We start from the raw sequence: 26,660 nt of genomic DNA, 5'->3' as shown, positions 1-26,660 counted from the left end.
AACAGAAAGGAGCCCATCACCCTAATCAGGCGTCCGCGCAGCCGAAGTACCTCTACCGCCAAAAAAATGAAATTTACACCCGCAAAAGAAACCCTCCGCCCCCCCGCACGCCAGATGAGCATGACGTTCTATATCTAATCACCCGTAACTGTCCCCTTGAAAGCCCCCGCCGCCATCAGCCGAGCCCGCTTCCCCGATGTGCGCAAGCAGCGCACCTACCGGCGGATGATTGTGGGCCTGAAGCGGCTGCGGCTGCCCGGCGGCCACGCCTCGCTCTACGACGTGCTCGACCGCATTCTGCACGAGCTGCGGCTGGACTCGCTGGAAAAGCGCGCCGCCTATATGGCCTTCAACCTCACGGTGGCGCTGTTTCCGACCATTATTTTCCTGTTCACGCTCATTCCGTACATCCCCGTGCCGAACCTGAACGTGGACATCCTGCAGTTCCTGGCCGATTTCATGCCGCACGAGCTGTACGCGGCCACGGCCAGCACCATCGAGGACATCGTGAACATTCCGCACGGCGGCCTGCTCTCGTTCGGTTTCGTGACGGCGCTGGTGCTCAGCTCCAACGGCATCATGGCGCTGCTCGATGCGTTTGAGAAGAAGTACCCGTGGTTTAAGCACCGCAGCTACCTGCGCAAGCGCATGATTGCCACGGCCCTTACCTTTGTGCTGTCGCTGATACTCGTGCTGGCCATCGCGGGCATCTTCTTCGGCACCTACCTCATTGATGGGCTGGTGTTCTATGAAATCGTGCCCGAGCGGTTCACCGATTTGGTGCTCACGCTCATTCGCTACGGCTCGCTGGTGGGGCTGTTTCTGAGCACGACCTGCGTGATTTACTACTTCGTGCCGCCCGTGCACGACAAGTGGCCGCTGCTCTCGGCCGGGGCGGTGGTGGCCACGCTGCTCATTTTTCTGGTGTCGTTTCTTTTCACGCTCTACGTCCGCATTTTCAACTCCTACAACACGTTCTATGGCTCCATTGGGGCGCTGGTGGGCTTCATGGTCTGGCTTGAGTTTGTGTGTATGACGCTGATTATCGGCTTCGAAGTGAACGTGAGCATGGACGCCATCACCGGCCGCCGCCGCCAGATGATGCGCGAGCAGCTGGCCGCCCAGCGCGGGGCCGAACCGGCAAAATGACGCGCTGGCACTCAGAGCGGTAGCAAAAAGTTTGATTTTTTTTCGCGCAGCGGGTTTTTCATTCCGCTTTCCTTTTTACTTTTGCACTCCCCAATCACTCGGGGGCCTGTATAGAGAGGTGGCAGAGTGGTCGAATGCGACGGTTTCGAAAACCGTTATACCGGCAACGGTATCGGGGGTTCGAATCCCCCCTTCTCTACAAAAGGCTTTTTCTGCGCCGGAAAAAGCCTTTTTTGTTGACCAGACGTACCCGGCGCAACAACACAATTGACCCAGAGAGCTGGCAGAGTGGTCGATTGCGGCGGTCTTGAAAACCGTTGAGGGTCAAACCTCCGGGGGTTCGAATCCCTCGCTCTCTGCAAGCAGCGGCTCACCCCTTGGGTGGGCCGTTTGCGTTTGGGGCCGGGCGGTGGGAGCGGGGTGCAAAACAGAAGTGCGGGGTTTGCCGTTGCAAGACCCCGACGCGACTCCCAGCGTCGGGCTTACTTATTTTCTGCATGTCGCGCATTTATTTCCTGTTGCTAGCGGTACTGCTGGCCTTTTCGGCTCGCCCCGCCGCGGGCTACGCCGTGCTGACGCACGAAGCCAATATCGATTCGACCTGGGAGCGCTGCCTGGTGCCGGCCATCATGAAGCGCTACCCCACCACCACGCCCGAGGAGCTGATTGATGCCAAGGCGTATGCCTACGGTGGGGCCATTATTCAGGACATGGGGTACTATCCCTTTGGCTCGGTGCTGTTTACGAATCTGACGCACTACGTGCGCTCCGGCGATTTTATCCGTAACCTGATTCTGGAAGCGCAGGACCGCAACGACTACGCCTTTGCCCTGGGCGCGCTGGCCCACTACTCAGCCGACCTCAACGGCCATTCCGAAGGCACCAACCGGGCCGTGCCGCTGGTGTACCCCGACCTGAAGGCTAAGTACGGCGACGTGGTGACCTACGAGCAGGGCAAGGTGCAGCACGGGCAGCTGGAGTTTTCCTTCGATGTGGTGCAACTGGCCAGCGGCAAATACCACAGCCAGGATTACCACCAGAAAATCGGCTTCAAGGTGAGCAAGGCGCCGCTGGAGCGGGCCTTCCTGAAAACCTACGGGCTGGAGCTGGGCCAGGTGATTGTGAACGTGGATTTGAGCATTGCCAGCTTCCGCTTTGCTGTGAGCCAGCTTATTCCGCAGGCGGCGCGGGCGGCCTGGCACTACAAGCGCAAGGACATTATGAAGCTCAGCCCCGGCGCCCGGCGGCGCGACTACATGGCGCGCAACCACCCCCGGGCCTTCCGCAAGGAGTATGGCAACGATTATAAAAAGCCCGGCTTTGGCGCGCGCATCATCTCGTATTTCATCCGGGTGCTGCCCAAGATTGGTCCGCTCAAGCCCTTTGCCTTCAAGCTGCCCACGCCCGAGGCCGAGAAGATTTTCCGGGCCAGCTTCCGCAAGGTGATGGCCAGCTACTGCGCCAACATCGGCCGCCAGCCGGCCGACACGGCCGCCGCCCCGCTCCCCCTCGTCAATTCCGACTTCGACACCGGCAAGCCCACCCACGCCGGCGAGTACGGCCTGGCCGACGAAACCTACGGCGACTGGGTGCGCAAGCTGGCCAAGAAGAATTTTGAAGCCCTGAGCCCGGCCGCGCGCCAAAACATTCTGGCCTTTTATGGCACCACGCCGAAGCAGCCGAAATCGGAGGAGGAGAAGGAGGGAGACAAAGAGAAGGAAACCCAGGAGGCCCTGAGGCAACTACGGGCGCTGAGGCAATAACAATATTTGGAAATACCCATGGCTTTGTGTCTGAATTTCCTAATTTAGACACAAAGTTGCGGTAATCTCAACCGGTTGATTTACCGGGGCAATGCCGTAGCTTCGTCGCAGTGCCTGGTTTATTTTTTCACCTGTTTCACTAACTCTTACCGTTCTTGTATGAGCAAACTACTTACCCAAAACCGGCCGGTCCGCTGGCTGCGACTTTGTTATTTACTGGTGCTGCTGCCCCTCACGGGGCGGGCCCAGATAGTCATCAGCCAGGCGTATGGCGGTGGTGGTAATTCAGGGTCCGTCTACAAAAACGACTTCATCGAGCTGTTTAACCGGGGCAACACACCGGTCAACGTGACGGGGTGGACGGTGCAGTATGCAAGCACGGGCGCGGCCTTTACAACCGCCAACTCCACAACGCTTTCGGGCACCATTCAGCCCGGCAAATACTACCTCATTCAGGAAGCGGTGGGCGCCGGCGGCACCACCAACCTGCCCACGCCCGATGCCACGGGAACAATTGCCATGGGCGCCAGCGGCTTCCGCGTGGCGTTGGTGAACAACAGCACCGTGGCCACCGCCTCGACCGGGCCCAACTCAACTTTTTCGGCCAATGTGGTAGACTTTGTGGGGGCTGCGGCCACTGCCTACGAGGGGGCCACGGCCGCGCCAGCGCCCAGCAACACCACCGCCGTGCTGCGGGCCGGCGCCGGGTGCAACGATAACAACAACAACGGCGCCGATTTCACGGCTACCGCGCCAACTCCCCGCAATTCGAGCACTGCGCCCAACATTTGCACGGCCGAAATCAACGTAACCGACGGCACCACGACCTACCTCACCGGCAGCACCTACAGCGGCTTCGCCAGTACGCTGGTGGGGAGTACCTCCACCAGGGTTTTTACCATTGAAAATATTGGCGGCACGGCCCTGACCATTACCAGCATTGCGGCCACCGGCGATTATTCCGTCACCGGCGCCCCCACCACGGTGGCCGCCAACAGCACGGCCACGTTCAACGTGGTTTTCACGCCCACGGCCGCTGGTACCCGCTCGGGTACCCTCACCATCACCAACAGCGACGTCGACGAGTCTTCGTACGTCATCAACCTGAGCGGCCAGGGGCAGAGTGCCTCGGTCAACCCCGAAATCAATGTGCAGGTAGGCGGCAACGACTACCTCACGGCCAGTACCTACAGCGGCTTTGCCAGCACCGCTACGGGGGCGTCCAGCGCGGCGGTGACTTTCACCATTCAGAACACCAGCTCGACCGATGCGCTAATTATCAGCAGCATTGCCACGACGGGTGATTTCTCGGTTTCGGGGCTGACGACGCCGGCCAGCGTGGCCGTCAACAGCACGGCGACCGTGAGTGTGGTGTTTTCGCCCACGACTACGGGCACGCGCTCGGGCACGCTCGTCATCAACAGCAACGACCAGGACGAAGCCACTTACACCATCAACCTGCAGGGCGAAGGCGTGAACCCGGTGCCGGCCATCAGCAGCCTAGCGCCTTCGTCGGTCACGGCCGGGGCCGCGGGCTTCACGCTCACGGTGAACGGCAGCGGCTTTGTGGCGGGCACGGTGGTTAGCTTCAACGGCACGGACCGGGCCACGACGTTCGTGTCGGCCACGCAGCTCACGGCGGCTATTCTGGCGGCCGATGTAGCCACCGCCGGTACTTACAACGTGGTGGCAACGAACTCCGTGCCGGGCGGTGGCGCTTCGGCGCCGGCCCCCTTCACGGTGAACCCGCTGCCCGCGCCCACGCTCACCGGCATCAGCCCCTCCACCATCACGGCGGGCACGGCCACTACGGTTACTTTCACGGGTACCAACTTCGTGAGCGGCGCCACGGTGAGCTTCAACGGAACCACTCTGGCCACCACGTTTGTCAACTCGACGACGGTGAGGGCCAGCATCACGGCGCCGGCCCAGTCGGCCACGGCTACCTACCCGGTTTCGGTGACCACCCCGAGCGGTAACACCGGCAACCAGACGCTGACGGCTACCGGCGTGTTTACGCTGGTGCCCATCAGCATCGCGGCGGTGAATACGCCCGTGACGGAGAATTTTAATTCCCTAGCGGCTACGGGCACTGCCAACAAAACGACCCTGCCCACCGGCTTCGATTTTGTTGAAACCGACACCGGCGCCGATGACACGTACACGGCCGGCACGGGCTCCTCAACCTCGGGCGACACGTACAGCTTTGGCAGCACCGGTGCCACCGACCGGGCCCTGGGCACCCTGCTGAGCGGTTCGGTTACGTCGCGCTTTGGCGGCCAATACGTCAACAACACCGGCCAAACCATTACCAGCCTGGCCATCAGCTACACCGGCGAGGAGTGGCGCCTGGGAACGACCGGCCGCACCGACCGGCTGGATTTCCAGTACAGCACCAATGCCACGGGCGCCAACACCGGCACTTTTGTTGATTTCAACGGACTCGACTTCGTGACGCCGAACACGGTAACAACCGGTGCTAAAGACGGCAACCTGGCCGCCAACAGCGCCGCGGTTTCGGGCACCATCACCGGCCTGTCCATTGCGCCCGGGGCTACATTCTTCATCCGTTGGGTGGATGCCGATGCCTCGAACGCCGATGACGGCCTGGCCGTGGACGACCTGTCGGTGACGGCCAACCCGGCTGTGCTGGTGGCGTGCAGCGCCCCCGGAGCGCCTTCGTTCCTCAACATCACCCAGACCTCGGCCGATGTGACGGTGGCCGCCGGGCCCGATGGCACGGGCCCCTTCACCGTGACGGCCACGCCCACGGCAGGCGGCACGGCCATCACGGCTACGGGCGCTTCGCCGGTGAGCCTGACGGGCCTCACGGCTGGCACCAGCTACTCGGTGACGGTGACGTCGAACTGCAACACCGGCTTCACGAGCCCCAGCCAGGCCTCGACGCCCGTGACGCTGACCACGGCCGCTGCGCCCGCGCCCACGCTGGCGGTGACGCAAGGCGCTACCAGCTACCCCAGCGGCGGCACCGCCTACAGCTTCGGCAACCAGACGCTGGCGACCACCAGCGCACCGGTAACGTTCACGCTGACCAACAGCGGCACCGGCGCCCTCACCATCAGCAGCATCAGCACCACCGGCGACTTTGCCGTGAGCGGCACGGCCCCCACCACCGTGGCGGCCGGCGGCACGGCCACCGTGAGCGTGACATTTACGCCCACCGTTTTGGGTGCTCGTACCGGCACGCTGGTCATTAACTCCGACGCTACCACCGGCGCTACCTACACCGTGAACCTGACCGGCAGCGGCCAAGCTGTGCCTGCCCCGGAAATTGACGTACTGCAAGGCGCCACGGCTTACGCCAGCGGCAGCACGTACAGCGGCTTCCCCACCACCACGGTGGGCAGCTTCAGCCCGGTTTCCTTTACGGTGCAGAATACCGGCAACGCCACGCTGACGGTTACCAACGTAACGGCTACCGGCGACTACACCGCCAACAGCCCCGCGCTGCCGTTTACCATTGCGGCCGGTAGTTCGGCCACGGTGTCGGCCGTGTTTGGGCCCACGGCGCCGGGCACCCGCACCGGCGCAATTACGATTGTCAATAATGACAGTGACGAAGCTACTTACGTCATCAACCTGAGCGGCAGCGCGGTGGCCGCTGCGCTGCCCAACCTGACGGTGAGCACCGGCAGCCCAACCTCGCCCGTACCTATCGCGGGCAACTACAACAACGTCACCATTGCCACCGGTGGCAATGCCATTGTCACTGGTCCGCTCTCCGTGGCGGGTACCCTCACGGTGCAGGTCAATGGCTTGTTCGTTCAGAACTGCCAGCCCATTACGGGTGCGGGCAATTTTGTGCTGGAGGCCGGTGGCGCATTGGCCATTTGCGATGCCGCCGGCATTTACGGGACGAGCGCCCTGGGGGCCATTCGGCTCTCGGGTAGCCGCAGCTACAGCCCGGCGGCGGCCTACATCTACAACGGCACGGTGACTCAGGTGACGGGCCCGGCACTGCCCGCGCAAGTGGCCGCCCTGGGCGTAACCAACGCGGCGGGCGTGACCCTGAGCCAGGCCGTGGCCGTGGCCCAGCAGGTGACCCTGCAGCTTGGCAACCTGAACACGGGCGGGCAGACGTTTACGCTGCTTTCCTCGGCCGCTGGCACGGCGGTGCTCGACAATGGCTCGGCCGGGAGTGTGGTGAACGGCACGGCCACCGTGCAGCGCTACATCAACAGCGCCAACGCCATCGGCTACCGCCATTACTCGGCCCCGGTGAGCAACACCACTGTGGATGACTTGGCCACGACTGGCTTCTCGCCCACGTTCAATAATACTTACAACACCTCGACCACGCCGAGCACCGTGACGCCCTTCCCCACCGTGTTTGGCTACGACCAGAGCCGCGTGGCCACCGTGACTTCGACCTACGTGGGCTTCGACAAGGGCTGGTTCTCGCCCACCAGCGGCGCGCCGATGGCGGTGAACCGCGGCTACACTGTGAATGCCCCCAACACCGCGCTAGTGGACTTTGTGGGCTTGCTGAACAACGGCAACCAGAGCGTCGTGGGCTTGGCCTACACCAGCCCCGAGGGCGGCTGGCAGTTCCTCGGCAACCCCTACCCGGCACCGCTGGACTGGAGCACCGTGACCCTGGCCCAGCGCCCCGGTATGGAAGCCGGCATGTACGTCTTCCAGAGCAGCGGCCAGTACGGCGGCAGCTACCGCACCTACGCCAACGGCGTAGGCGCCTCCCCGCTGATTCCGACGGCCTCGGGCTATTTTGTGCGAGTGGCATCCGTGGGCGGCACCGGGGCCGTGAACCTGACCAACGCCAACCGCGTCGCCACCTTCGGCACGCAGCCGGCCTTCGGGCGCGGCACCGCCGACACGCGCCCCCAACTGCAACTGCTGCTGAGCGGTGCCAGCACCGGCCTCGATGAAGCCTACATCTACTTCGAAGCCGGCGCCACCGCCGCCCGCGATGCCGAATACGACGCCGCCAAGCTGGCCAACCCCAGCGGCCTGAACTTGGCTTCGGTGGCCGGTGGCCAGGAACTGGCCATTAACGGCCTGCCGGTGCTGGGCAATACCGCCGTACTGGTGCCCCTTACGGTGCGCGTGCCGCAGGCCGGCAGCTACCGCTTTGAGGCAGCCGACCTGGCCAACTTCACCGGTACCGCTACGCTGATTGACGCCCTCACCGGCACCCGCACAGTGCTGGCTACCGGCAGCAGCTACGCCTTCGCCATGGCCGGCACTTCGGCCACGGGCCGGTTCTCGGTTGAGTTCCGTGCGGCCAATGCGCTGGCTACTACGGCCGCTCAGGCGCTGAATGCCCAGGTGCAGCTGTTCCCCAACCCGGCTTCGGGCTCGTTCCACCTGCAGCTGCCGATGCTCAGCAGCAAAGCAGCCGTGTCGGCTACGTTGGTGAACGCCTTGGGCCAAACCGTGCTCACCCGCTCACTGAGCGCGCCGGCCGGTCAGGCCATCGATGAGGCCTTCGACGTGCGCGGCCTGGCCGCTGGCGTTTACACGCTACGTCTGACGGTGGCGGGCACGCCCCTGGTGCGCAAAGTGGTGGTGGAGTAAGCACCAACTATCTTTCAAAAAAGGCCGGCCCCGCAGTGGGGTCGGCCTTTTTCGTTGCGGTGCTTATTTATTATTAAAAAGCAGCTATTCCACGGCGAGGGTGCGGCTGGCGCGCTGGCTGCCCGCCTGCACCTGCAGGTGATAGAGGCCGGGCGCCAGGCCCCGAAGCGGCAGCTCGGCTACGAGTCCGCTGCTGCTCAGCGGCAGCTGCCGCGTGCGGACGGTGCGGCCCAGCGCATCGAGCAGGCGCAGGGTAGCCTGCGTAGCGCCGGGCACGGCCGGCAGGTGCACCGTAGTGGCGGCGTGCGCGGGGTTGGGTGCCACGCGCAGGCCTGCCAGCGGGGTGGCCGCGGTGGCAGCTAGCACGCCGGAATCGTCGAGCCCGGCCAGGAAGGGCACGAAAGTAGCCGCCGGATAGGTGAAGGGAATGGCGCCGAAATTAGCCTGGGTATACACAAAGCCGCCCACATAGAGCGTGGTGCCGGTGAGGGTGGCGGGCTGGGCCTGGTCGTTGAAAATGCCGCCGGCGCGCTGGGCCCAGTCGAACCGGGGGCTGGCGCCGAGGTCGGTGAGGCGGGCGGCGTAGATGTCGGGGTAGCCGTTGTTGCCGGCGTTGGCCAGTGTAAGCGGGCCGATGTTGAGGATGCTGCTGGTAAAGTTGCCCACCAGGTACACCCGCGAGCCACTCACGGCCAGCGCTGTGGCTTCGTCGCTGTCTTGGCCGCCCACGCGTTCGGCCCAGGCGATGGCGCCGGTGCTGCCCGCATCGGTGAGCTTGGCCAGGTAGACCTCAGAGCTGGAAACCAGACCATTATTGGTGAGGGTAATGCCCCCGATGCGCATGGTGCCCCTGAAAAAACCGCCGGCCACGTACACATTACTGCCACTAACCGCCAGGGCGTTCACAAATTCCCCGGCCCCATCGCTCAGGCTCTGCGCCCAGATGAAGCCGGGGGCCGTGCCAGCGTCGCTAAACTTGGTCACGTACACGTTGTAATCGGAACCGGCATTGCTCAGGCTCAGGCTGCCGAAGGTGAGGGCGGGGCTGTTGAAGGCACCCGTGAGGTACACATTCGAGCCGCTGACGGCAATGGCGCGGGCGTAGTCGTTGTAGAGGCCGCCCACGCGCTGGGCCCAGGCAAAGCTGCCGGAACTGCCCGCGTCGGTGAGCTTGGCCACGTAGGCATCGTTGCTGGAGTTGGTAGGGGACGCTTTGGCAAGGGTGGTGGGACCGAAGGTGGCCGTGGCGCTTTGGAAACTGCCCGCGGCATAGATGCTGGCGCCAGTCACGGCCAATCCGTTGAGGTAGTCATTGTCCGGGCCGCCCGCCTGCTGGGCCCACACGAAGCGGGCGGTGCTGCCGGCATCGGTAAGTTTGGCCACGAATACATCCGTCAGGTTGGTATTGGGCGTGAGGGTGGTAAGCGTGGTGGGGCCGAAAGTGGCATTCAGGTAGAACGTGCCGCCCACGTAGACGCTGCTGCCACTCACCGCCAGGCTGTTCACCCCGTTGATGTAGCCTGTGCAGGCCTCGGCCCACACGAAACTGCCGCTAACCGGGCTCCATTTGACCACATACGCATTTTCGCCGCCCACGCTGGTCAGCGTGAAAGCCCCGAAGCTGACCGTGCCTCGAAAATTGCCGGCCACGTACACGTTGCCGCTGCCATCGGCTGCCGTAGCCGACACATAAGCGGAATTATTGCCGGTAGCCGTTTCTGTGATGGGAATGGCCGACTGCCAGTTGGGCGTTTGGGCGCGGGCGCCGAAAGTGCCCGGGAGCAGGGCCAGCAGCACGAAGCAGGCGCGCAGGGCCCAGGCAGCCCGAGGCGCCAATGAGTCAAAAGGTAGCGAAAGGAGCATAGTTTGGGAAAAAGGAATGACCTGCCAAAGATACCGGCAGGCTGCCAAGCCAGCCGCTCTCGCAGCGCCGCTTTTCCCTTCAAATCTCCCTGAAATTAGTTCTCCAACAGGCCCGAATTATCCTTAAGCTGCACGCCCGACAGCTGGCGCCGCAACGCTTCCCGCAGCAAAAACGCCAGCTTATCGGCGGCCAGCTCGTAGCCCAGCCCCGCCGGACGGATGTTTGACACGCAGTTGCGGACCTCGTCGGTCAGGCCGGGGCGGGGGGCGTAGGTGAAGTAGGCCCCCAGGCTGTCGGGCGAGCTCAGGCCCGGCCGCTCGCCGATGAGCACCAGCACCAGCCGGGCCCGCAGCAGTTGGCCAATTTCGTCGCCCAGCGCCACGCGGGCCTGCTCGGCCAGCACCACCGGCCCCACCTGCAATCCGGCTTTTTGCAGCTGCGGCAGCAGCAGGCGCAGCAAAGGCAGCGCGTGGTCGTTGGTGGCCGTGGCCGAGAGGCCATCGGCCAGCACCAAGGTAATGTCACAGACGCCCGCCGCCAATTCTGTCAATTGCTGCCGGGAGGCTTCGTCCAGCACCCGGCCCCGGTCGGGGCGTTGCAGGTATTGCTCGCGGCTGCTGGCTTGGCTGTGCGCCTGGCCCACGGGCAGCTGAAGCTCCGGCAAAGTCGCCAAAAGTCCGGCCGTATCGAGGGCCGAGTACACGGCATCGCGGGCGTGGGCGTGGGCCAGCCGAAACGCCAATGCCTCCTGCATTGGCACGCTGGTGCCCGTGCGGCCCAGCGCAATGCGCGCGGCCGTGAAGGCGCGCAGTCCGTTCCAGGAGTCGGCAGAGGGGTTCATCAGCAAGGTAGGTTGTTTGAATGAACAAGAACGGTCATGCTGAGCGCAGCCGAAGCATCTTTACCGCAGTAGTAAACCAATCAAAAGAACTAGTTGCGCGGTAGAGATGCTTCGGCTGCGCTCAGCATGACCGTTTCGGAAGAGTATTCAACCCTAAGTAAGCTGTTCAATAACCGCCGCCTGCTCCGGAAACTCCTGGGTAAGCCGGGCGCGGTCGGCCAATTCAAAATCGGCAAAATCGAAGCCCGGGGCCACTGTGCAGCTCACCAGCGCAAAGCCCACGCCGCCCTTCACCCGGGCGCCAAACCAAGTATGGGCCGGCACCACGGCCTGGGGCATTTCGCCCCGTCCTACGTCGTGCCCCAGCGCGAGAACGGTGAGCTGGCCGTTTTCCAGGAGCAGCATCTCTAAGGCCTGCCCTTGGTGAAAAAACCACAACTCGTCCGACTGGATTCGGTGGAAATGCGACCGGTCGTTGTCTTCCAGCAGGTAGTAAATGGCCGTGCTCACGTTGCGCGCCGCGCCGTTTTCGGCCGTGGTTTGGAGGCTGGCGCGGTAGGTTTCGCGGTAGTAGCCGCCCTCGGGGTGGGGCTGCAGGCGCAGCTGTTGAATCAGGTCCTGGGCGGTGCTCATGGGGCCGAAAGTAAATAGGAGGTGGGTAAGCGAATGCTTAGGCGGGCTTCTGCAAGGGGCCGAGGCCCAGCAGCTGGTGTGGCGTCGGGGGCAGCAGCAACTGTCCGTTTTCGCCAAAAATGCCCTGTCGCAACAGCCACGCCTCGAACTCCGGGGCCGGGCGCAGGCCCAGCACCTGGCGCAGATACAGGGCATCGTGGAAAGAAGTGGACTGGTAGTTGAGCATGATGTCGTCGGCCCCCGGAATGCCCATGATGAAGTTGCAGCCCGCCACGCCCAGCAGCGTGAGCAGGTTGTCCATGTCGTCCTGGTCGGCTTCGGCGTGGTTGGTGTAGCACACATCCACGCCCATGGGCAGGCCCAGCAGCTTGGCGCAGAAATGGTCTTCCAGCGCCGCCCTGATGATTTGCTTGCCGTCGTACAGATACTCCGGCCCAATGAAGCCGACTACCGAATTGACCAGCAGTGGCCGAAAGCGTCGGGCCACGGCGTAGGCCCGCGCCTCGCAGGTTTGCTGGTCGAGGCCGTGGTGGGCGTTGGCCGAAAGGGCGCTGCCCTGGCCGGTTTCGAAGTACATCACGTCCTGGCCCAGCGTGCCACGGTGCAAGGCCAGCGTGGCCTCGTGGGCTTCCTGCAACAGGCTCAAATTGAAGCCGAAGCTGGCGTTGGCCGCCTCGGTGCCGGCGATGGACTGGAACGTCAAATCCACGGGCGCGTCCTGCGCGATGAGCTGCAGCGTGGTCGTGACGTGGCAGAGCACGCAGGTCTGGGTCGGAATTTCGTACTGCTCGCGCACGGCATCCAGCATGTGCAGCAGGTTGCCCACGGCCTGGGGGTTGTCGGTGGCCGGGTTGATGCCGATGACGGCGTCGCCGCTGCCGTAGAGCAAGCCATCGACGAGGCTGGCGGCGATGCCGCGCAGGTTGTCGGTGGGGTGGTTGGGCTGTAGGCGCGTGGCCAGGTGCCCGCGCAGCCCCAGCGTGTTGCGAAACCGCGTGACGACCTCGCAACGCCGGGCCACGCCAATCAGCTCCTGGTTGCGCATGAGCTTGCTCACGGCCGCCACCATTTCGGGCGTGAGGCCGGGCGCCAGCGCCGGCAGGGCTGGGCCGTCGGCTGCTTCCGACAGCAGCCAGTCGCGCAGCTGCCCCACCGTGAAGTGGCTCACGGCCGCGAAGGAGGCTTGGTTGTGCGTATCAATAATCAACCGCGTCACCTCGTCCTGCTCATACGGCACCAGCGCCTCGCTGAGAAAAGCGCGCAATGGCACATCGGCCAGGGCATATTGAGCCGCCACCCGCTCCTCATAAGTGGCAGCGGCCACACCCGCCAGCACATCGCCCGAGCGCAGGGGCGAGGCCCGCGCCAGCAGCGTTTTCAGGTCGTTGAACACGTAGGCACGCTGGCCGATGGTGTGGCGGTAAGACATGACGCTTCGCTTGATTTAAGGAATGTGGAATGGAAAACGTTTCCAAGAACGGTCATGCTGAGCGCCGCCGAAGCATCTCTACCGCTTCGTTCTGACGTGGCGCCTGGCCCCTCTCCCGAAGGAGAGGGGAGCCAGCCGAAGCGGCAGAGATGCTTCGGCGGCGCTCAGCATGACGCTCCTCGACTTTACCGTTCAATTAGCCAGTTGCCTGCGAGAAATTAGCAAATACACCCCCAGCAATACCAGCAGCCCAGCTAGGAAAACGCCGCTTAGATTCAGGTTATAATAGACCAGCGCCGCCAAACTCACTAGGCATAGCGCCAGCGCTACCAGCGGCACCACCGGGTAGCCGGGCACGGCGAAGGGCCGGGCCAGCTCCGGCTCGCGGCGGCGTAGCACGAACAGGCTCAGCAAACTCACCACGTACATCACCAAGGCGCCCAGCACCGAAAGGATGATGACCTGGTCGGTGGTGCCGGTGAGCAGGGCCAGCACGCCCATCGCGCCGCCGGCCACCAGCGCCCAGTGCGGCGTCTGGCGACCATTCAGCCGGGCCAGAAAGCCGGGCAGGTAGCCGGCCCGCGCCAGCGCAAACACCTGCCGCGAGTAGCCGATGATGGTGCCGTGAAACGACGCCACCAACCCAAACAAGCCAATGCTGGCGAAAAAACTGGTCCAGCGGCTGCCCTTGCCCAGCACCATGCGCAGAGCCTCGGGCAGCGGGTAGTCGAGGTGGCTGAGGCGGCGCCAGTCGCCGATGCCGCCCGAAAGCACCATCACGCCCAGGGCCAGCGCCACCAGCGTGAGCAGGCCGTAGCCGTAGCCCTTGGGGATGGTGCGCCGGGGCTCGGCCACTTCCTCGGCCACCATGGCCACGCCCTCAATAGCCAGGTAGAACCAGATGGCAAACGGCAGTGCTGCAAACACGCCCGGCGCCGTCACGGGCACGGGGTGCGCCAGGAAATTCGCCACCCGAAAATGCGGCGCCAGCAGCCCCATAAACAGCACCAGCTCGGCCACCGCCAGCACGGTGACCACCAGCGAGAAATTAGCCGACTCCTTAATGCCCAGCAGATTAATCAGGGTAAAAACCACGTAGCTGCCCAGCGCCGTGGCCAGCACCGGCACCGCCGGGTACAGAAAATACACGTAGCTGCCCAGCGCAAAGGCAATGGCCGGCGGCGCAAACAAAAACTCTACCAGCGTGGCATACCCCGCCACAAACCCGCGCACCGGCCCCAGCGCCCGGTGCGCGTAGGCAAACGGCCCGCCCGCCTGCGGAATGGCCGTGGTGAGCTCCGTGAAGCTGAAAATGAACGTGACGTAGAGCACCGTTACCACCAGCGTGGCCACCAGAAAGCCTACCGGCCCGGCGGCGGCCCAGCCGTAGTTCCAGCCAAAATATTCGCCCGAAATGACGAGGCCCACCGCAATGGCCCAGAGGTGCAGCGGCGTCAGCGCTTTTTTCAGAACGGGGGCGGCAGGCATGCGGCGGGGACTGAGGTTCAGCCGTCAAGGTAGCGCCGGTTTGGGGCGCAAGCTGCAATTAATGTGGCATGACGTTCTAAAACGTTTATGTCAGATTGCTGGAAAAAATGTAACTTGTTTAAACTCTGCAGCGCCGGTTGCGTCTATAGGGTTGTCGTTGACCTTCCATTATTTACCCCCGGAATTATTATGAAAACACCTTCACTCAAACCACTTGGGCTTGCGTTGTTCCTGTTGCTGTCGGCCAGCGTGGCGGGCGTGGCCCGGGGCGGCCAGCATCCGCACCCCGGCGACCGGCCCGGTGGCCGCGAAGTAAAAGCCTACGTCGAGGCCAATGTGCAGCCCGTGCTGCTCCAGCAACGCCAGAAGCTGGAGCTGCAGCTCGCCGCCGATGACCGTGCCCAGCTGGCCGCCTACCGCACCCAGCTCAAAGCGCTGCGGGAAAAAGGCCAGGCCCTGCACCAAGCCCTGATGCCGGCCGCTGCCCCACAGGGCGAGCGCCCCACCCTCACCGAAGCCCAGCGCGAGCAGTTCTATCAGCTGCACAAGGAAACGCGCGAAATCATGATGAATGTGGCCCAGATGGCGCAGAAGTACAGCACCACCCTCACGAAGCTGGCCGAAGAGCTGCAGCCCCAAAAGGAAAAGTGGGCCACCGATATCAAAGCCATTGCGATGAAAAATGCCACGCCCGAGCAACAGGAGCACATGGCCAAATTTGGTGGCCACATGCACGGATTTGGCGAAAGGCACCGAGCCCTTCGGCCCGTTGCGTTCCTGCTAATGGAACCCAAAGCTGAAAATGCCGAGCGCAGCCTCGGCGCCACCAGCTTCTACCCCAATCCGGTGGCTGCTACCAGCCAGTTCGATTACGAGCTAAAAAAAGCCGGTTCCGTAACGGTCAATCTGCTCGACAAAAATGGTAACCAACTGCGTACCCTCGTAAGCGAAACCAATGCCGAAAAAGGCGCTCACACTCAGCAATTCAATCTCGGCGACCTGCCCGCCGGCACCTACTACTACCAGATTATCACCAACGGTAGCAAGGAAACCAAACGCTTCGTGAAGGAATAACGCTTGTCATTGCGAGGCGGGCCGAAGCACCCGAAGGTCAGCGTAGCTAATTCGTTCTGACAAAACCAGACACGCACTTTTACCGCAAAGCCCCGGCACTGCACAGTGCCGGGGCTTTGTGCTGCTGGCGGGGCAGTAGCGGCCGGTTGCCTGGCCACGAAGGCCGCTTAGCTACTCGCCATGCAGCGCCGGCTCCGGCGTCCCCGAAAGCGTGGCGCCCACGCTGGCTACCACAATGAAGGCCACCGCCAGCCATTGGCCTACGGTCAGTTGCTCGCCCAGCAGCAGCCAGCCCGACAGCGCCGCCGCTACCGGCTCCAGGCTCATCAGGATGCTGAAGGTGCGCGTGGGCAGCGTTTTCATGGCCTGCATTTCGAGCGAAAAAGGCAGCACGCTAGAAAATAGCGCCAGCAGCCCGCCCAGCAGCAACAGGTGCGGCGTGAGTGCCAGCAAGCTGCCGCTGGCCACCCCAAACGGCAGTACCGGCAGCGCCGCAAACAACATGCCCACCGCCACGGCTACCGGCCCAGGCAGTACGGCCGCTGTGCGCCGGCCCAGCACGATGTAAACCGCCCAACAGCCGCCCGCCGCCAGCGCCAGGGCCATGCCCGGGAGGTCGAGGCCGGTGCCGCCCCAGGGGGCAATCAGGGCGATGCCGGCAGCTGCCAGCAGGGCCCACACGGCGTCGGTCCAGCGCCGCGAGCCGGCCAGCGCCAGCCCCAGCGGCCCCACGAATTCCAGCGTGACGGCCAGCCCGAGCGGAATGCGGGCCAGGGCGCAATAAAACAGAAAGTTCATAGCGCCCAAGGCCAAGCCGTAGGGTACCACCGCCCGCCACTGCGCCGGCCGCAACTGGCCGAGCCGGGGACGGGTGACAGCCAGCAGCACCAGCGCCGACAACCCAATGCGCAAGCTGGTGGTGCCGGCCGCGCCCAGCACCGGAAACAGGCCCTTGGCAATAGCCGCGCCGCCCTGTACGCTCACAATGGAGAGCAGCACGGCCGGTACCGCGGGCACCGAAAAACGCGAAGTCGCGGGCGCCGCCGGCATTATTGGGCGGCGCGCACCAGGTCGCCGCTGAGGCGGCGCAGGGCCGTTTCGGCCTGCTTGGCCGAGTAGCGGATATCGAGCAGGCGGGTTTCGGCGTCGAGCTGGTTGCGCTGGGCTTCGCGCAGGGCCAGGGGCGTGAGCAGGCCCAGGCGGTAGCGCTCCAGGGCAATGTCCACATTCTGGCGGGCCAGCTGGATGTTGGTTTCTTCGAGGTCGAGCAGCTGAATAAAATTCTGGTACTGTGCGAAAGCAGTGGCCGCGTCGGCGTCGAGCTGCAGGTCGGTTTGGGCCAGGCTGAGCTTGCTTTGCTCCTCTACCACGCGGGCGTTTTGTTCCTGGCGTCGGATGTTGAAGCCGTTGAAAATCGGCACCGACGCCGTGATGCCGTAGTTCAAACCCACCGTGTTGTTGATGCTCGTACTGAGTACCGGGCCGGTGGGCAGCGTGATAAACTGCGCATTGTTGATGTTGCGGTTGATGCCGTAGCCCGTCACCAGCCCGATTTGGGGGAAGCGCGAGGCCGTCACCAGCCGGCGGTCGTAGGTGGCCACGTCCACGCCCAGGCGGGCCTGGGCCAGGCGCGGGTTGTTGGCCTTGATGCCGGTCGTCACCACGTCCTCGCGCAGGTCGCGGGTCACGGTCAGGCTGTCGCTGGGCTCAAAATCCTGGCGCGGGGTGCGGCCCAGCAGGTTGTTGAGGGTGATTTTGGCCGCCGCCAGGGCCTGCTGCTGCTGCAGAAACAGGCTGCGGTCGGCGTTGTAGTCCACGCGGGCGGTCAGCACTTCCACCTTGGCGCTCACGCCCACATCAACCTGCGCCTGGGTGAGGTCGATGCGGGCCTGGCCGATTTTCAGGGCCTCTTCCAGCGAGGTGATTTTGCCGGCCTGCCGCACCACGTCGTAGTAGGCATTGGTCACGGATTCCACGGTTTCCTCCACCGTGGCGCGCGTGATTTGCTGCTGCTGCTGGCGCAGGGTTTTCAGCCGGTCATAGGCAATAAACATCCCGAAACCATCAAACAGCGTCCAGCCCAGCGTCACGTTCGAGTTCAGCAGATTCGACGTGCCGCCGTTGATGACGCGCGGCGCGTTGTCGCCCACCGTCGAGGTAATGTTGTTATTGTTGAAGGTCCGGGTCAGGTTGGCGTTGATGTTGGGCAGCTGGCCGGCGTTGCCGCGCGTCACGTTGTTCTGCGCAATCTGCTCGTCCTGCCGCGAAAGCAAAATGCCGTAGTTGTGCTGCAAGGCCTCGGCAATGGCCTGCTGCAACGACAGCGCCGGCGCCGTGGCCACCGAAGCCGGCCGTTTCAGCTGGTTCGGGCGGGCCGTGGGCACCTGCTGCTGCGCCAGGCTGGCAAAGGGGAGAAGGAAAAGAAGAAGCGAGGGAAATTTCATGTAAGGAATAGCTGCCCCGAAAGGCGGTCATACAGAGCGCAGCGAAGCATCTCGCGTGGGGTAGTAAATCAATCGATGTAGTCATGCACGCGAGATGCTTCGTTGCGCTCTGCATGACATTTTGTTGAATTATGCCGTCACCGCTTCCGGCTCAGCGGCAGCTTTTTTAGCCGAATGCTTCCGGGCCGTGGCGAAATACGAATACATCACCGGCACCACAAACAGCGTGAGGCCCGTGGCAAATAGCAGACCGCCCACTACGCCAATGCCCATGGCCCGGCGGCCGAGCGCGCCCGCGCCTTGCGCCATGGCAATAGGCAAAATGCCGAGCACGGCGCACAAGCTGGTCATCAGAATCGGCCGGAAGCGGGCCGCCGAGCCTTCAATCAAACCGGTCATGTAATCGGCGCCCTTCTCCACGCTCTGGTTGGCGAATTCGACGATGAGAATGCCGTTTTTCGTCACCAAGCCCACCAGCATGATGATGCCGATTTGCGAGAACAGGTTCATGGTCTGGTTGAAATACCAGAGGCTGAAGAGCGCGCCCGACAGTGCCAGCGGCACCGTTACCATGATGATGCCGGGGTCGCGGAAGCTCTCAAACTGCGCGGCCAAAATCAGGTAAATCAGCACCAGCGCCAGGCCGAAGGCGAACAGCACCGAGGAAGAACTTTCGGCAAAGTCGCGCGACTGGCCGGTGAGAGCCGTCGAGAACGAGTCGTCCAGCTGCTTGTCGGCAATGGCCTGCATGGCGGCGATGCCTTCGCCCAACGTCTTGCCCTTGGCCAGCGAGGCCGAGAACGTGGCCGCGTTGTAGCGGTTGAAGCGGTAGAGCTGCGGCGGCGTGCTCTTTTCCACCAGCGTAATCACGTTATCAAGCTGCACGAGCTTGCCGGTGCGGCTTTTCACGTTCAGGGTGCGCACGTCGAGGGGCTGGTTGCGGTTTTCGCGCGCCACCTGGCCGATAATCTGGTACTGCTTGCCGTTGCGGATGAAGTAGCCGTAGCGCTGTCCGCTGAGGCCGGCCTGCAGCGTCTGGCTGATGTCCTGCACGCTCACGCCCAGCGTCTGGGCCTTTTCGCGGTCAATCACCACGCGCAGTTCGGGCTTGTTGAACTTCAGGTTGACGTCCACGAAGCTGAAGGTTTTGTCGGCCAGCGCGGCTTCCAGAAACTTGGGCACGGCGGCCGTCAGCTTCTCAAAATCCTGGGTTTGCACCACGAAGCCCACCGGCAGGCTGCCGCCGCGCCCGCCGCCGCCACCGGAGCTGATGCTCTGGTCCTGCGACACCGACACGCGGGCCCCGGTGTATTTCTTCACCGTGGCCGTCAGAATATCCGCCAGCTGCTGCTGCGAGTGCGGGCGCTCCTCAGGGTCTTTGAGTAGCACGCGGGCAATGGCCGAGTTGGCCGCGCCGCCGCTGCTGCCGCCGCCCGGCGAGGTCACGGTCAGGATGTTGTCGGCGTCCTGCTTTGAGCTGTCAGTCAGCACCTTGGTGAGCTCGTTCATGTACCCATCCATGTACTCAAACGATGCGCCTTCCGGCGCCGTAGCATTGATGCTGAGGCGGTTGCGGTCTTCCACCGGGGCCAGCTCGGAGGGCAGCGATTTCATGAAAAACCAGATGCCTACGCCCGTCAGGGCCACTAGGCCCCAGGCCAGCCAGCGCCGGTCGAGGAAGGTGATGAGGGCGTTGCGGTAGCCGTTGGTGAGATTCTGGAAGAAGGGTTCCGTCTTGCGGTACAGCCAGTTGTGGTCGCCGCCTTTCTTCAGCAGCTTCGAGCACATCATGGGCGTGAGGGTGAGCGACACGAAGGCCGAAATCAGCACCGAGCCGGCCAGCACAATGCCAAATTCGCGGAACAGCTTGCCCGTGATGCCCGACAAAAACACCACCGGCAAAAACACCGCCGCCAGCACGATGGTGGTCGAAACCACGGCCATCAGAATTTCCTCCGAGCCGTTTTTGGCCGCTTCGAGCGGGGTTTCTCCTTCCTCAATTCGACTGTAGATATTCTCCAGCACCACAATGGCATCGTCTACTACCAGGCTGATGGCCAGCACGATGGCCAGCAGCGTCAGCACGTTGATGGTGAAGCCCATCAAGTCCATCACGAAGAAAATGCCGATGAGCGACACCGGAATGGCCACCACCGGAATAATGGTGGAGCGCCAGTCGCGCAGAAACAGGAAAATCACGACCACCACCAGCACAAACGCCTCAATAATGGTGTCTTCTACCTCCGCAATCGAGGCCCGGATGAACACCGAATTATCGAAACCAGTGCTCACCTTCAGGTCCTTGGGCAAGTCGGTCTGGTATTGCTTCATCCGCTTGTTGAACTCGTCGGTGATGGCAATCTGGTTCACGCCGGGCTGCGGAATGGCCATCACGGCCACCATTGGGATACCGTTGCGGCGCAGGATGGTCTGGTCGTTTTCGGGGTACAATTCGGCGTAGCCGATATCGCTCAGGCGCACCAGCGACGTGGGGTCGTTGCGGATAATCAGGTTGTTGAAGTCCTCCACGCTGGCGAGGCGGCCCATGGTGCGCAACGAAAGCTGGGTGCTCTGGCCCTGCACGGCGCCGCTGGGCAGCTCCACGTTTTCGCGGGCCAGGGCCTGCTGCACGTCCACCGGCGACACCCCCAAGGCGGCCAGCTTCACCGGGTCGAGCCAGAGGCGCATAGAGTACTTGCGCTCGCCCCAGACACGGATTTCGCTCACGCCGGGAATGGTCTGCAGGCGCTCCTTGAGCACGTTGTTGGCGTAGTCGGTCAGCTCCAGCAGCGTGCGCGACGAGGAGCTTAAGTAACTCAGAATGATGGGCGAGGAGTCGGCGTTGGCCTTGCTCACGGTGGGCGGGTCCACGTCACGCGGCAGGCGGCCCTGCGCGCTCGATACCTTGTCGCGCACGTCGTTGGCGGCGGCTTCCAGGTCCACATCGAGGTCAAACTCCACGGTGATGGTGCTGGCGCCGTCGCGGCTGGTGCTCGACAGGTTGCGGATGCCCGCAATGCCGTTGATGCCTTCTTCAAGCGGCTCGGTTATCTGGCTCTGAATCACGTCGGCTGAAGCGCCGGTGTAGCTGGTTTGCACCGTGATGATGGGCGGGTCCACGCTCGGGTACTCGCGAATGGCAAGCGAACGGAACCCGATGGCGCCGAAAATCACAATGAGCAAGCTCATCACGATGGCGAGCACCGGCCGGTTGATGCTGACGGAGGAAAGACTCATAATCTATTATTTAAACGAGGTAGCGACGCAATATTTTGCGTCTCGTCGTTGCTGATGTTGTTATTAACTGCGGGTGCTACCCGGTGATGCTCGTTCAACGACAAGACGCAAAATGTTGCGTCTCTACGCCGTTCAGTAGTTATTTCTGCACACTCACCCTGTCCCCGGCCTTCACCGACAGAATACCGGTGCGAATTACTGTATCGCCCACGGCCAGGCCCTTGGTGATTTGAATGACTTTGTCCGAGCGCACGCCGATGTTGACGGGCTGGATGGCAGCCTTGCCGTTTTTCACGGTGAATACCGTGTAGCCGCTGGCCACCGGCACCACGGCTTCGGTCGGGATTTGCAGGGCTTCTTCGGTTTCACCCAGCTCCAGGTTCACCTTCACGAAGCCGCCGGGACGCAGCTCCATGTTTTTATTGGGATAGATGGCCCGCACCGGCAGTGTGCGCGAAACGGGGTCAATCTGCGGGTTGATGGCGTATACTTTGGCTTCGATTTTCTTGGTGGAAGCCTCGTCGGTTACCTGCACCGGGTCGCCCACGCGCACGGCCGAGGCAAAGCGGCTAGGCACGTTGAAGTCAATCTTCACCGGCGACACCCGCGAGAGCGTGGTGATGGCCGTGCCCGGCGACACATACGCGCCCACCGAGGTGTTGCGCAGCCCCAGAATGCCGTCGAATGGCGCCCGCACATAGGCCTTTTGCAAGGTCACGCGCAGGGCGGCCAGGTCAGCCTGCGCGGTGAGCAGGGCGTTTTGCGACTGCTCGTATTCCTGCCGACTGATGTATTCCTTGGCCAGCAGCGTGCGCTGGCGCGCCTCTTGGTCGCGGTAGAGCTTGATGTTGTATTCCTGCTTTTGCAGTTGGGCCTGCACGTCGGCCGCATTGATGGTGAACAGTAGCTGGCCCTTACGCACCGGCTTGCCCTCCTGGATGTTGAGGCTGGTAATCTTGCCCGAAATCTCGCTCTGGATGGTCACCGCTTCGTCGGCGATGATGGAGCCGGTCGAGGCCACTTCGTCGGAGAGTTTGGTGGCCGCCACTACGTATACCTGCACGGGTACTTTGGCGCCGGGGCCACCCGCGCCGCCGGGGCCACCTTTGCCGCCTTTGCCCCCGCCGGCCGCGCCGCCTTTGCCGCCCTTCTCACCGGCTGTGGGGCTGGGGAAATACTTCACCTTGGCCCAGGCCATGCCGCCGATAATCAGGGCCGCCAGCAGCCAGCCCAGCCAGCCACGCTTGCCCTTCTGGGGTGTTTCCGGGGTGGGAGCGGGGGGCGGCGCAACAGTAGGGGCAGGGGTGGTAGTCGTTTCCCAGTTTTTGGGCGGAGCAGTTGTTTGATTTTCAGTGGGCATAGAATGGAAGAACGCACAAGCAGCAACGGATGTTCGGTAGCTGGCTCGGCACTAATAAAATACGGCGACGAACCAGCACCACCATAGCCAGTAATAGGGCAAATTTCGGGGGAAAGGTTGCTTCGCTGCCCATAAAATAGACGTAGAAGGGTGCTACCCTGACCGAAACTATCTTCGTCCCGATGAAGCCCGCCCCCGCCCCCAAGCCCGAACCGCGCAATTTTTTCCAAGATGTGCACGAGGTCGTGCGCCTCGTTCCGCCGGGTCGCGTCACCACTTATGGCACTATTGCCCACTACCTGGGTGCCCGCCACGGCGCCCGCACCGTGGGCTACGCCATGATGGCCGCCCACACCGCCGACCAGTACGTGCCCGCCCACCGCGTGCTCAACCGCCTCGGCCACCTCACCGGCCGCCTGCACTACGCCACACCCTTCGCCATGCAGGAAGCCCTCGAAGCGGAAGGCATCCGCGTGGAAAAAGACCGGGTGGTTGATTTTGCCAAGCTGTTCTGGGACCCGAGCGTGGAGTTGGCGTAGGACGCGCCCGAGCGTCATGCAGCGCGCAGCGAAGCATTTCGCGTGCCACCAGTACCCCCTTTGAGTTTGATTAGTGGCAGCGGGCAAGATGCTTCGCTGCGCTCTGCATGACGTTATATTACTGATTACCCTTTACTGCTTTCCCCGCCGTTCCAGCGCGTCTACGTCGGCTTCGCCCTGGCGGGCGGGCATCCACTGCCAGGGACTGGTGGCCGAGGCGTTGAGCAGCTTCACGTAGTTGGCCGTTGCGGTGCTGGGCACGGCCAGCGTGGCCGGCCCGCCCAGGGTGCCCATACTCAGGCGCATAGGCCGGCCCAAGTGGGGCCAGGGCAACTCCAGGTATTCGCCGGGGCGCAGCTGGCCTACCTCGTGGTCGTTGAGGAACACGCGTTGCGCAGCATCAGGGGCGCTGGCCGGGCGGTACACATACACAAACGCGGTGTCTTTGCGCAGGGGCTGGCCGGGCGTGAGGAAGGGCGCCACCAGCCCGGTGCGCAGGTCCAACGAATACACCATGGGCTGGCCCGTTTGGTCGTTCATATTGCCGCCGAAGTGTCCGAGGCCAGCAAGGCTGTTTTCGAGCAGCTTTTTATTGCGCTGGTTCATGGCCATCATGTCAATGGGCGCGGCCCCGACAAACGTGTAGCAGTCGGCCTGGCGGGTGAGGGGGCGGTAGAAGTTGAGCTGCCGCACGTAGGCCTGCCGCCCATCCGAAAAGCCCCAGACCTCGCGGCCGGGCACCCGGCTGCCGGTGGCGCTGCGGGCGTGCACCTTCAGCACCATCGTGCCCCGCCACTCGGAGGCGCTGCCGGCGGCCAAGGTGTTGGCCCGCAGGGTGTCGAGCTGCAGCCGGGTGAGGGTATCGGGCTGATTGGCTAAAAAGTCATCGACTGTGAAGTACACGCCCCGGCGCGGGGCGCCCACCCGCGCAATGGCCGGGCGCGCGGCCTGCGGCCGGTCAGTAGCCAGTTGGGCCAGGGTGCGGGCGGGCCGCTTATCGGCCGCGGCCCAGTCAACTACCGCGAGCTGGCGCAGGCAGTTGCCCAGCAGCGTGGCCAGGCGTACGGAGTGCTCAAAGTCGAGGCTCACGCCTGGGGCGCTGATGCGGTCGGCCACGTTGCGCACGAAGTGGTAGCCGTCGGGGTGTGCGGCGTACACATCGGCCACCAGGTCGGCCGAGGAGGTGCCGCCCCAGCTTTTGCCATCTACCAGCTCGCCTACCCGCAGCTGGCGCACGCACAGCACCACCGCGTGATTTGGGTCCGCCCGAGGAGCCTGTTGCTGCAGCCAGGCCGTGAGCTCGGGCACCAAGCCCTGCTCAAAAAGCACGGCCCGCTGCTTGTTGCTGATGCCGTGGTTGATGACCCCGATGGCGCTTTGGCCCGGCCGGGCGTCAATCACCTGCGCCACGTACCAATCACGCTCGGGGAGAAGAATGGTCTGTTCCTTGAGGTCGAGGTAGTAGGGCTTGGCGTGCGGGGCCGAGTGGTCGGTCTGGGCCATGGCCGGCGCCGCCGCCCCGGCTAGCAGCCCCAAGCATAGGCATTGCAACCGAATAAAATCAGGTAGTAGAAATCGCATCGAAAGCGTTTGGAAAGAGAAGCGTATTTTAATTTAAAAGAGTTAGAGAATAACGGTCATATCGAGCGCAGTCGAGCCATGACCGTTCTCCCAAAAGCTCACTTGCCCGCCTTGCTGAGCCGCTGAATGCGCCGCAGCTCAAACTGGCCTTCCTTCACCGGCACCAGGCGAAAAGTGGGCGGGCTGCCGTCTTCCGGTACCACGCATTCTAGGTAATTAGGCTGGCTGAAATCGGGCACGAATTGGTGACAACCCTTGGGCTCGTTAGCCACCTGGCCGCAGAGGCTGAGCTCCTGGCGGCGGTCGGTCCAGGTGAGTTTGGTCCACTGGCAGGCTTGGAGCGTCTGAGGCTTTTGGCCGGTAATGCTGAGGGTGGCCGTCCGGTTTTTGGGCGATTCGGCCCGGCGGTACACGTATACGCGGGCCGTATCGGGCACCGTCTGGAAGCCGTCGGCGTCGGTGTGGCCGGCTTCGGGCATGGGCAGCACGCGGCCGCTGGCCAGGTGCAGCTCATACGGCATCATGGCGCCGCCTCCCTGCGCGGCCCCGGCGATGGCCGCGCCCAGCAGGCCGCCCGCCGCGCCCGCCACGGCCATGTTGGTAGCCGCCTGCTCATCAAAAAGCGGCGGGCCGATGAAGGTGTAATTGCGTCCATCGGCCGCGGGCAGGAGCTTGTAGAAACGGCCTTTGTAGGAAATGAGGGCCTCTTTGCCGTCGCTCAAACCCCATATATCGTTGCGGCTCACGGGCACGCGGGGGTTGCGGGCGTCGGTGCGCAGGTAAACGGCCTGTACCTCGTCGGTACCGGCCCATCGCTTGCCGGTGTGCGCAATGTGCTCAATCGCAAACGGGTACTTGGGCTCGCTCGGCGCGTTGTTCTGAAATTCCTGCAGGCTGCGGTAGAAGCCCCGCCTGGGCTCCGCCGCGGCCTGAATGGGGAAGCGCCGGCTGGCCGCCCCGCCCCGGCCGGCCAGGGCATCGGCGCGGCTCAGGATTTCGGCGGCGGCGGGCGCGGCAGGCAGAGCGGCTAGCTGGCGCAGGCCCTCCTGTAGCACCTGCGCCAGGTTGGTGGCGTGGTGCTTGGTCACCTCCAGGCCAGTGCGCCGGATGGAGGCACCCACCGGCAGCAGCACCCGGAACGTACTGTCGGGCAGCGGCTCCAGAAAATCGGCAATTAATTCGGCCTCGGCGGCTTCGCTGCTGGCGCGCACGTCTTCGCTCAGGGCCAGAGTGAACACGCGCATCAGCACCGGCCGGGCCCCGGCGCGCCCCGGCACCTGTGCCTTTAGGGCTTGCAGCAGCTCGGCGGCCAGCGGCTGCGCGAAGTTGGCCGACACCACGTGGTTGTCGAGGCCCAGGCGCACCGGGCCCAGGCGGCTGCGGTCGGTGCGCAGGTCCAGCACGCGCGCCACCTGCCAGGCGCTGGGGGGCACGTCCAGCTTTTCGGCTTTCAAATCGATGTAGAAGGGCATGGCCTGCGCGTGGCCGCGGCGAACCGGCCCGAGCAGCGCAGCCAGCAGAATGCAGAAAGGGAGAAGGCGGGACATTTGCCAAAACTACGGCCCCTGACCGAACCAAAAAAGGGCCGGCCGGCCCTGGCTGCCAGGCCCAACGCCTTCTCGAAATTTCACGCAGTCATAAAGCCCGGGCGCGCCGGCCGGGCCCGGGCCGTGCTGTATATTTGTAGTCCCCGGAGCGTGCC

16 protein-coding genes and 2 tRNA genes are annotated in these 26,660 nt (G+C 63.6%); 7 read left to right on the top strand and 11 right to left on the bottom strand.

All coding sequences use genetic code 11. From position 1 onward, the window contains the following. The first annotated feature begins 156 nt into the window (after positions 1-156). The 5 genes from Q4S41_RS22050 (at position 157) to Q4S41_RS22030 (ending at position 8,468) form a co-directional block, all read left to right on the top strand. Positions 157-1,149: a YihY/virulence factor BrkB family protein gene (locus Q4S41_RS22050; protein ID WP_305033304.1), complete on the top strand. Its 993-nt coding sequence runs from the start codon at positions 157-159 to the stop codon at positions 1,147-1,149. A gap of 112 nt (positions 1,150-1,261) precedes the next feature. After that, positions 1,262-1,348: transfer RNA gene (locus Q4S41_RS22045), tRNA-Ser, on the top strand. 75 nt (positions 1,349-1,423) lie between these two features. After that, a tRNA-Ser gene (locus tag Q4S41_RS22040) sits at positions 1,424-1,508 on the top strand. Positions 1,509-1,646: 138 nt separating this feature from the next. Then, the gene (locus Q4S41_RS22035; protein WP_305033303.1) at positions 1,647-2,912 is read left to right on the top strand and encodes a zinc dependent phospholipase C family protein; all 1,266 of its coding nucleotides are present in this window, start codon (positions 1,647-1,649) and stop codon (positions 2,910-2,912) included. Between the two features lie 159 nt (positions 2,913-3,071). Continuing rightward, the gene (locus Q4S41_RS22030) at positions 3,072-8,468 is read left to right on the top strand and encodes a choice-of-anchor D domain-containing protein (RefSeq protein ID WP_305033302.1); all 5,397 of its coding nucleotides are present in this window, start codon (positions 3,072-3,074) and stop codon (positions 8,466-8,468) included. An 84-nt stretch (positions 8,469-8,552) separates the two neighbouring features. Here Q4S41_RS22030 and Q4S41_RS22025 read toward each other — a convergent pair whose 3' ends face one another. From Q4S41_RS22025 to eat, 5 genes are all read right to left on the bottom strand, one after another. Then, positions 8,553-10,331, bottom strand: coding sequence for a T9SS type A sorting domain-containing protein (locus Q4S41_RS22025; protein ID WP_305033301.1), 1,779 nt, complete (start codon positions 10,329-10,331; stop codon positions 8,553-8,555). Positions 10,332-10,426: 95 nt separating this feature from the next. Beyond that, positions 10,427-11,173, bottom strand: a complete 747-nt coding sequence (gene eutC / locus Q4S41_RS22020) for an ethanolamine ammonia-lyase subunit EutC (RefSeq protein WP_305033300.1) — start codon at positions 11,171-11,173, stop codon at positions 10,427-10,429. 153 nt (positions 11,174-11,326) lie between these two features. Continuing rightward, on the bottom strand, positions 11,327-11,806 hold the full coding sequence (locus Q4S41_RS22015) for a cupin domain-containing protein (protein WP_305033299.1): 480 nt from the start codon (positions 11,804-11,806) through the stop codon (positions 11,327-11,329). Between the two features lie 37 nt (positions 11,807-11,843). After that, entirely contained in the window at positions 11,844-13,235 is a 1,392-nt protein-coding gene (locus Q4S41_RS22010; RefSeq protein WP_305033298.1) for an ethanolamine ammonia-lyase subunit EutB, read from the bottom strand. Positions 13,236-13,427: 192 nt separating this feature from the next. Then, positions 13,428-14,723 carry an ethanolamine permease gene (eat, locus tag Q4S41_RS22005; RefSeq protein ID WP_305033297.1) on the bottom strand — a complete coding sequence of 432 codons (1,296 nt, stop codon included), beginning with the start codon at positions 14,721-14,723 and terminating at the stop codon, positions 13,428-13,430. 189 nt (positions 14,724-14,912) lie between these two features. Between eat and Q4S41_RS22000 the strand changes: the two genes are divergently transcribed. Then, the gene (locus Q4S41_RS22000) at positions 14,913-15,797 is read left to right on the top strand and encodes a T9SS type A sorting domain-containing protein (RefSeq protein WP_305033296.1); all 885 of its coding nucleotides are present in this window, start codon (positions 14,913-14,915) and stop codon (positions 15,795-15,797) included. Positions 15,798-15,968: 171 nt separating this feature from the next. Here the strand turns inward: Q4S41_RS22000 and Q4S41_RS21995 are convergent, their stop codons facing one another. The 4 genes from Q4S41_RS21995 to Q4S41_RS21980 all read right to left on the bottom strand — a co-directional run bounded on the left by Q4S41_RS21995 (position 15,969) and on the right by Q4S41_RS21980 (position 22,838). Further along, positions 15,969-16,814, bottom strand: coding sequence for an EamA family transporter (locus tag Q4S41_RS21995; RefSeq protein ID WP_305033295.1), 846 nt, complete (start codon positions 16,812-16,814; stop codon positions 15,969-15,971). 32 nt (positions 16,815-16,846) lie between these two features. Beyond that, a complete protein-coding gene (locus Q4S41_RS21990) occupies positions 16,847-18,241 on the bottom strand; it encodes a TolC family protein (protein ID WP_305033294.1) in 1,395 nt (464 codons plus the stop codon). Positions 18,242-18,370: 129 nt separating this feature from the next. After that, positions 18,371-21,478: an efflux RND transporter permease subunit gene (locus Q4S41_RS21985; RefSeq protein WP_305033293.1), complete on the bottom strand. Its 3,108-nt coding sequence runs from the start codon at positions 21,476-21,478 to the stop codon at positions 18,371-18,373. A 139-nt stretch (positions 21,479-21,617) separates the two neighbouring features. After that, positions 21,618-22,838, bottom strand: a complete 1,221-nt coding sequence (locus Q4S41_RS21980; protein ID WP_305033292.1) for an efflux RND transporter periplasmic adaptor subunit — start codon at positions 22,836-22,838, stop codon at positions 21,618-21,620. A gap of 182 nt (positions 22,839-23,020) precedes the next feature. On the opposite strand from Q4S41_RS21980, the gene Q4S41_RS21975 reads away from it, so the two are divergent. Continuing rightward, positions 23,021-23,377, top strand: a complete 357-nt coding sequence (locus Q4S41_RS21975; RefSeq protein ID WP_305033291.1) for an MGMT family protein — start codon at positions 23,021-23,023, stop codon at positions 23,375-23,377. Positions 23,378-23,509: 132 nt separating this feature from the next. On the opposite strand, the gene Q4S41_RS21970 is transcribed toward Q4S41_RS21975, so the two are convergent. Together Q4S41_RS21970 and Q4S41_RS21965 are read right to left on the bottom strand one after the other, a co-directional pair. Further along, a complete protein-coding gene (locus Q4S41_RS21970; protein WP_305033290.1) occupies positions 23,510-24,913 on the bottom strand; it encodes a hypothetical protein in 1,404 nt (467 codons plus the stop codon). A 143-nt stretch (positions 24,914-25,056) separates the two neighbouring features. Further along, positions 25,057-26,505: a hypothetical protein gene (locus Q4S41_RS21965; protein ID WP_305033289.1), complete on the bottom strand. Its 1,449-nt coding sequence runs from the start codon at positions 26,503-26,505 to the stop codon at positions 25,057-25,059. Positions 26,506-26,660 lie beyond the last annotated feature (155 nt).

Source organism: Hymenobacter convexus (genome assembly GCF_030580955.1).
Classification (GTDB): Bacteria; Bacteroidota; Bacteroidia; order Cytophagales; family Hymenobacteraceae; genus Hymenobacter.
Note: the sequence above shows the minus strand (reverse complement) of the source record. Positions and strands in the feature narration are given on the sequence as shown.

Excerpts from the sequence above, each read along its gene's own strand:
- Q4S41_RS22035 (WP_305033303.1), top strand. The coding sequence starts at position 1,647 with ATGTCGCGCATTTATTTCCTGTTGCTAGCGGTACTGCTGGCCTTTTCG.
- Q4S41_RS22030 (WP_305033302.1), top strand. The coding sequence starts at position 3,072 with ATGAGCAAACTACTTACCCAAAACCGGCCGGTCCGCTGGCTGCGACTT.
- Q4S41_RS22025 (WP_305033301.1), bottom strand. The coding sequence starts at position 10,331 with ATGCTCCTTTCGCTACCTTTTGACTCATTGGCGCCTCGGGCTGCCTGG.
- eutC (WP_305033300.1), bottom strand. The coding sequence starts at position 11,173 with ATGAACCCCTCTGCCGACTCCTGGAACGGACTGCGCGCCTTCACGGCC.
- Q4S41_RS22015 (WP_305033299.1), bottom strand. The coding sequence starts at position 11,806 with ATGAGCACCGCCCAGGACCTGATTCAACAGCTGCGCCTGCAGCCCCAC.
- Q4S41_RS22010 (WP_305033298.1), bottom strand. The coding sequence starts at position 13,235 with ATGTCTTACCGCCACACCATCGGCCAGCGTGCCTACGTGTTCAACGAC.
- eat (WP_305033297.1), bottom strand. The coding sequence starts at position 14,723 with ATGCCTGCCGCCCCCGTTCTGAAAAAAGCGCTGACGCCGCTGCACCTC.
- Q4S41_RS22000 (WP_305033296.1), top strand. The coding sequence starts at position 14,913 with ATGAAAACACCTTCACTCAAACCACTTGGGCTTGCGTTGTTCCTGTTG.
- Q4S41_RS21990 (WP_305033294.1), bottom strand. The coding sequence starts at position 18,241 with ATGAAATTTCCCTCGCTTCTTCTTTTCCTTCTCCCCTTTGCCAGCCTG.
- Q4S41_RS21985 (WP_305033293.1), bottom strand. The coding sequence starts at position 21,478 with ATGAGTCTTTCCTCCGTCAGCATCAACCGGCCGGTGCTCGCCATCGTG.
- Q4S41_RS21980 (WP_305033292.1), bottom strand. The coding sequence starts at position 22,838 with ATGCCCACTGAAAATCAAACAACTGCTCCGCCCAAAAACTGGGAAACG.
- Q4S41_RS21975 (WP_305033291.1), top strand. The coding sequence starts at position 23,021 with ATGAAGCCCGCCCCCGCCCCCAAGCCCGAACCGCGCAATTTTTTCCAA.
- Q4S41_RS21965 (WP_305033289.1), bottom strand. The coding sequence starts at position 26,505 with ATGTCCCGCCTTCTCCCTTTCTGCATTCTGCTGGCTGCGCTGCTCGGG.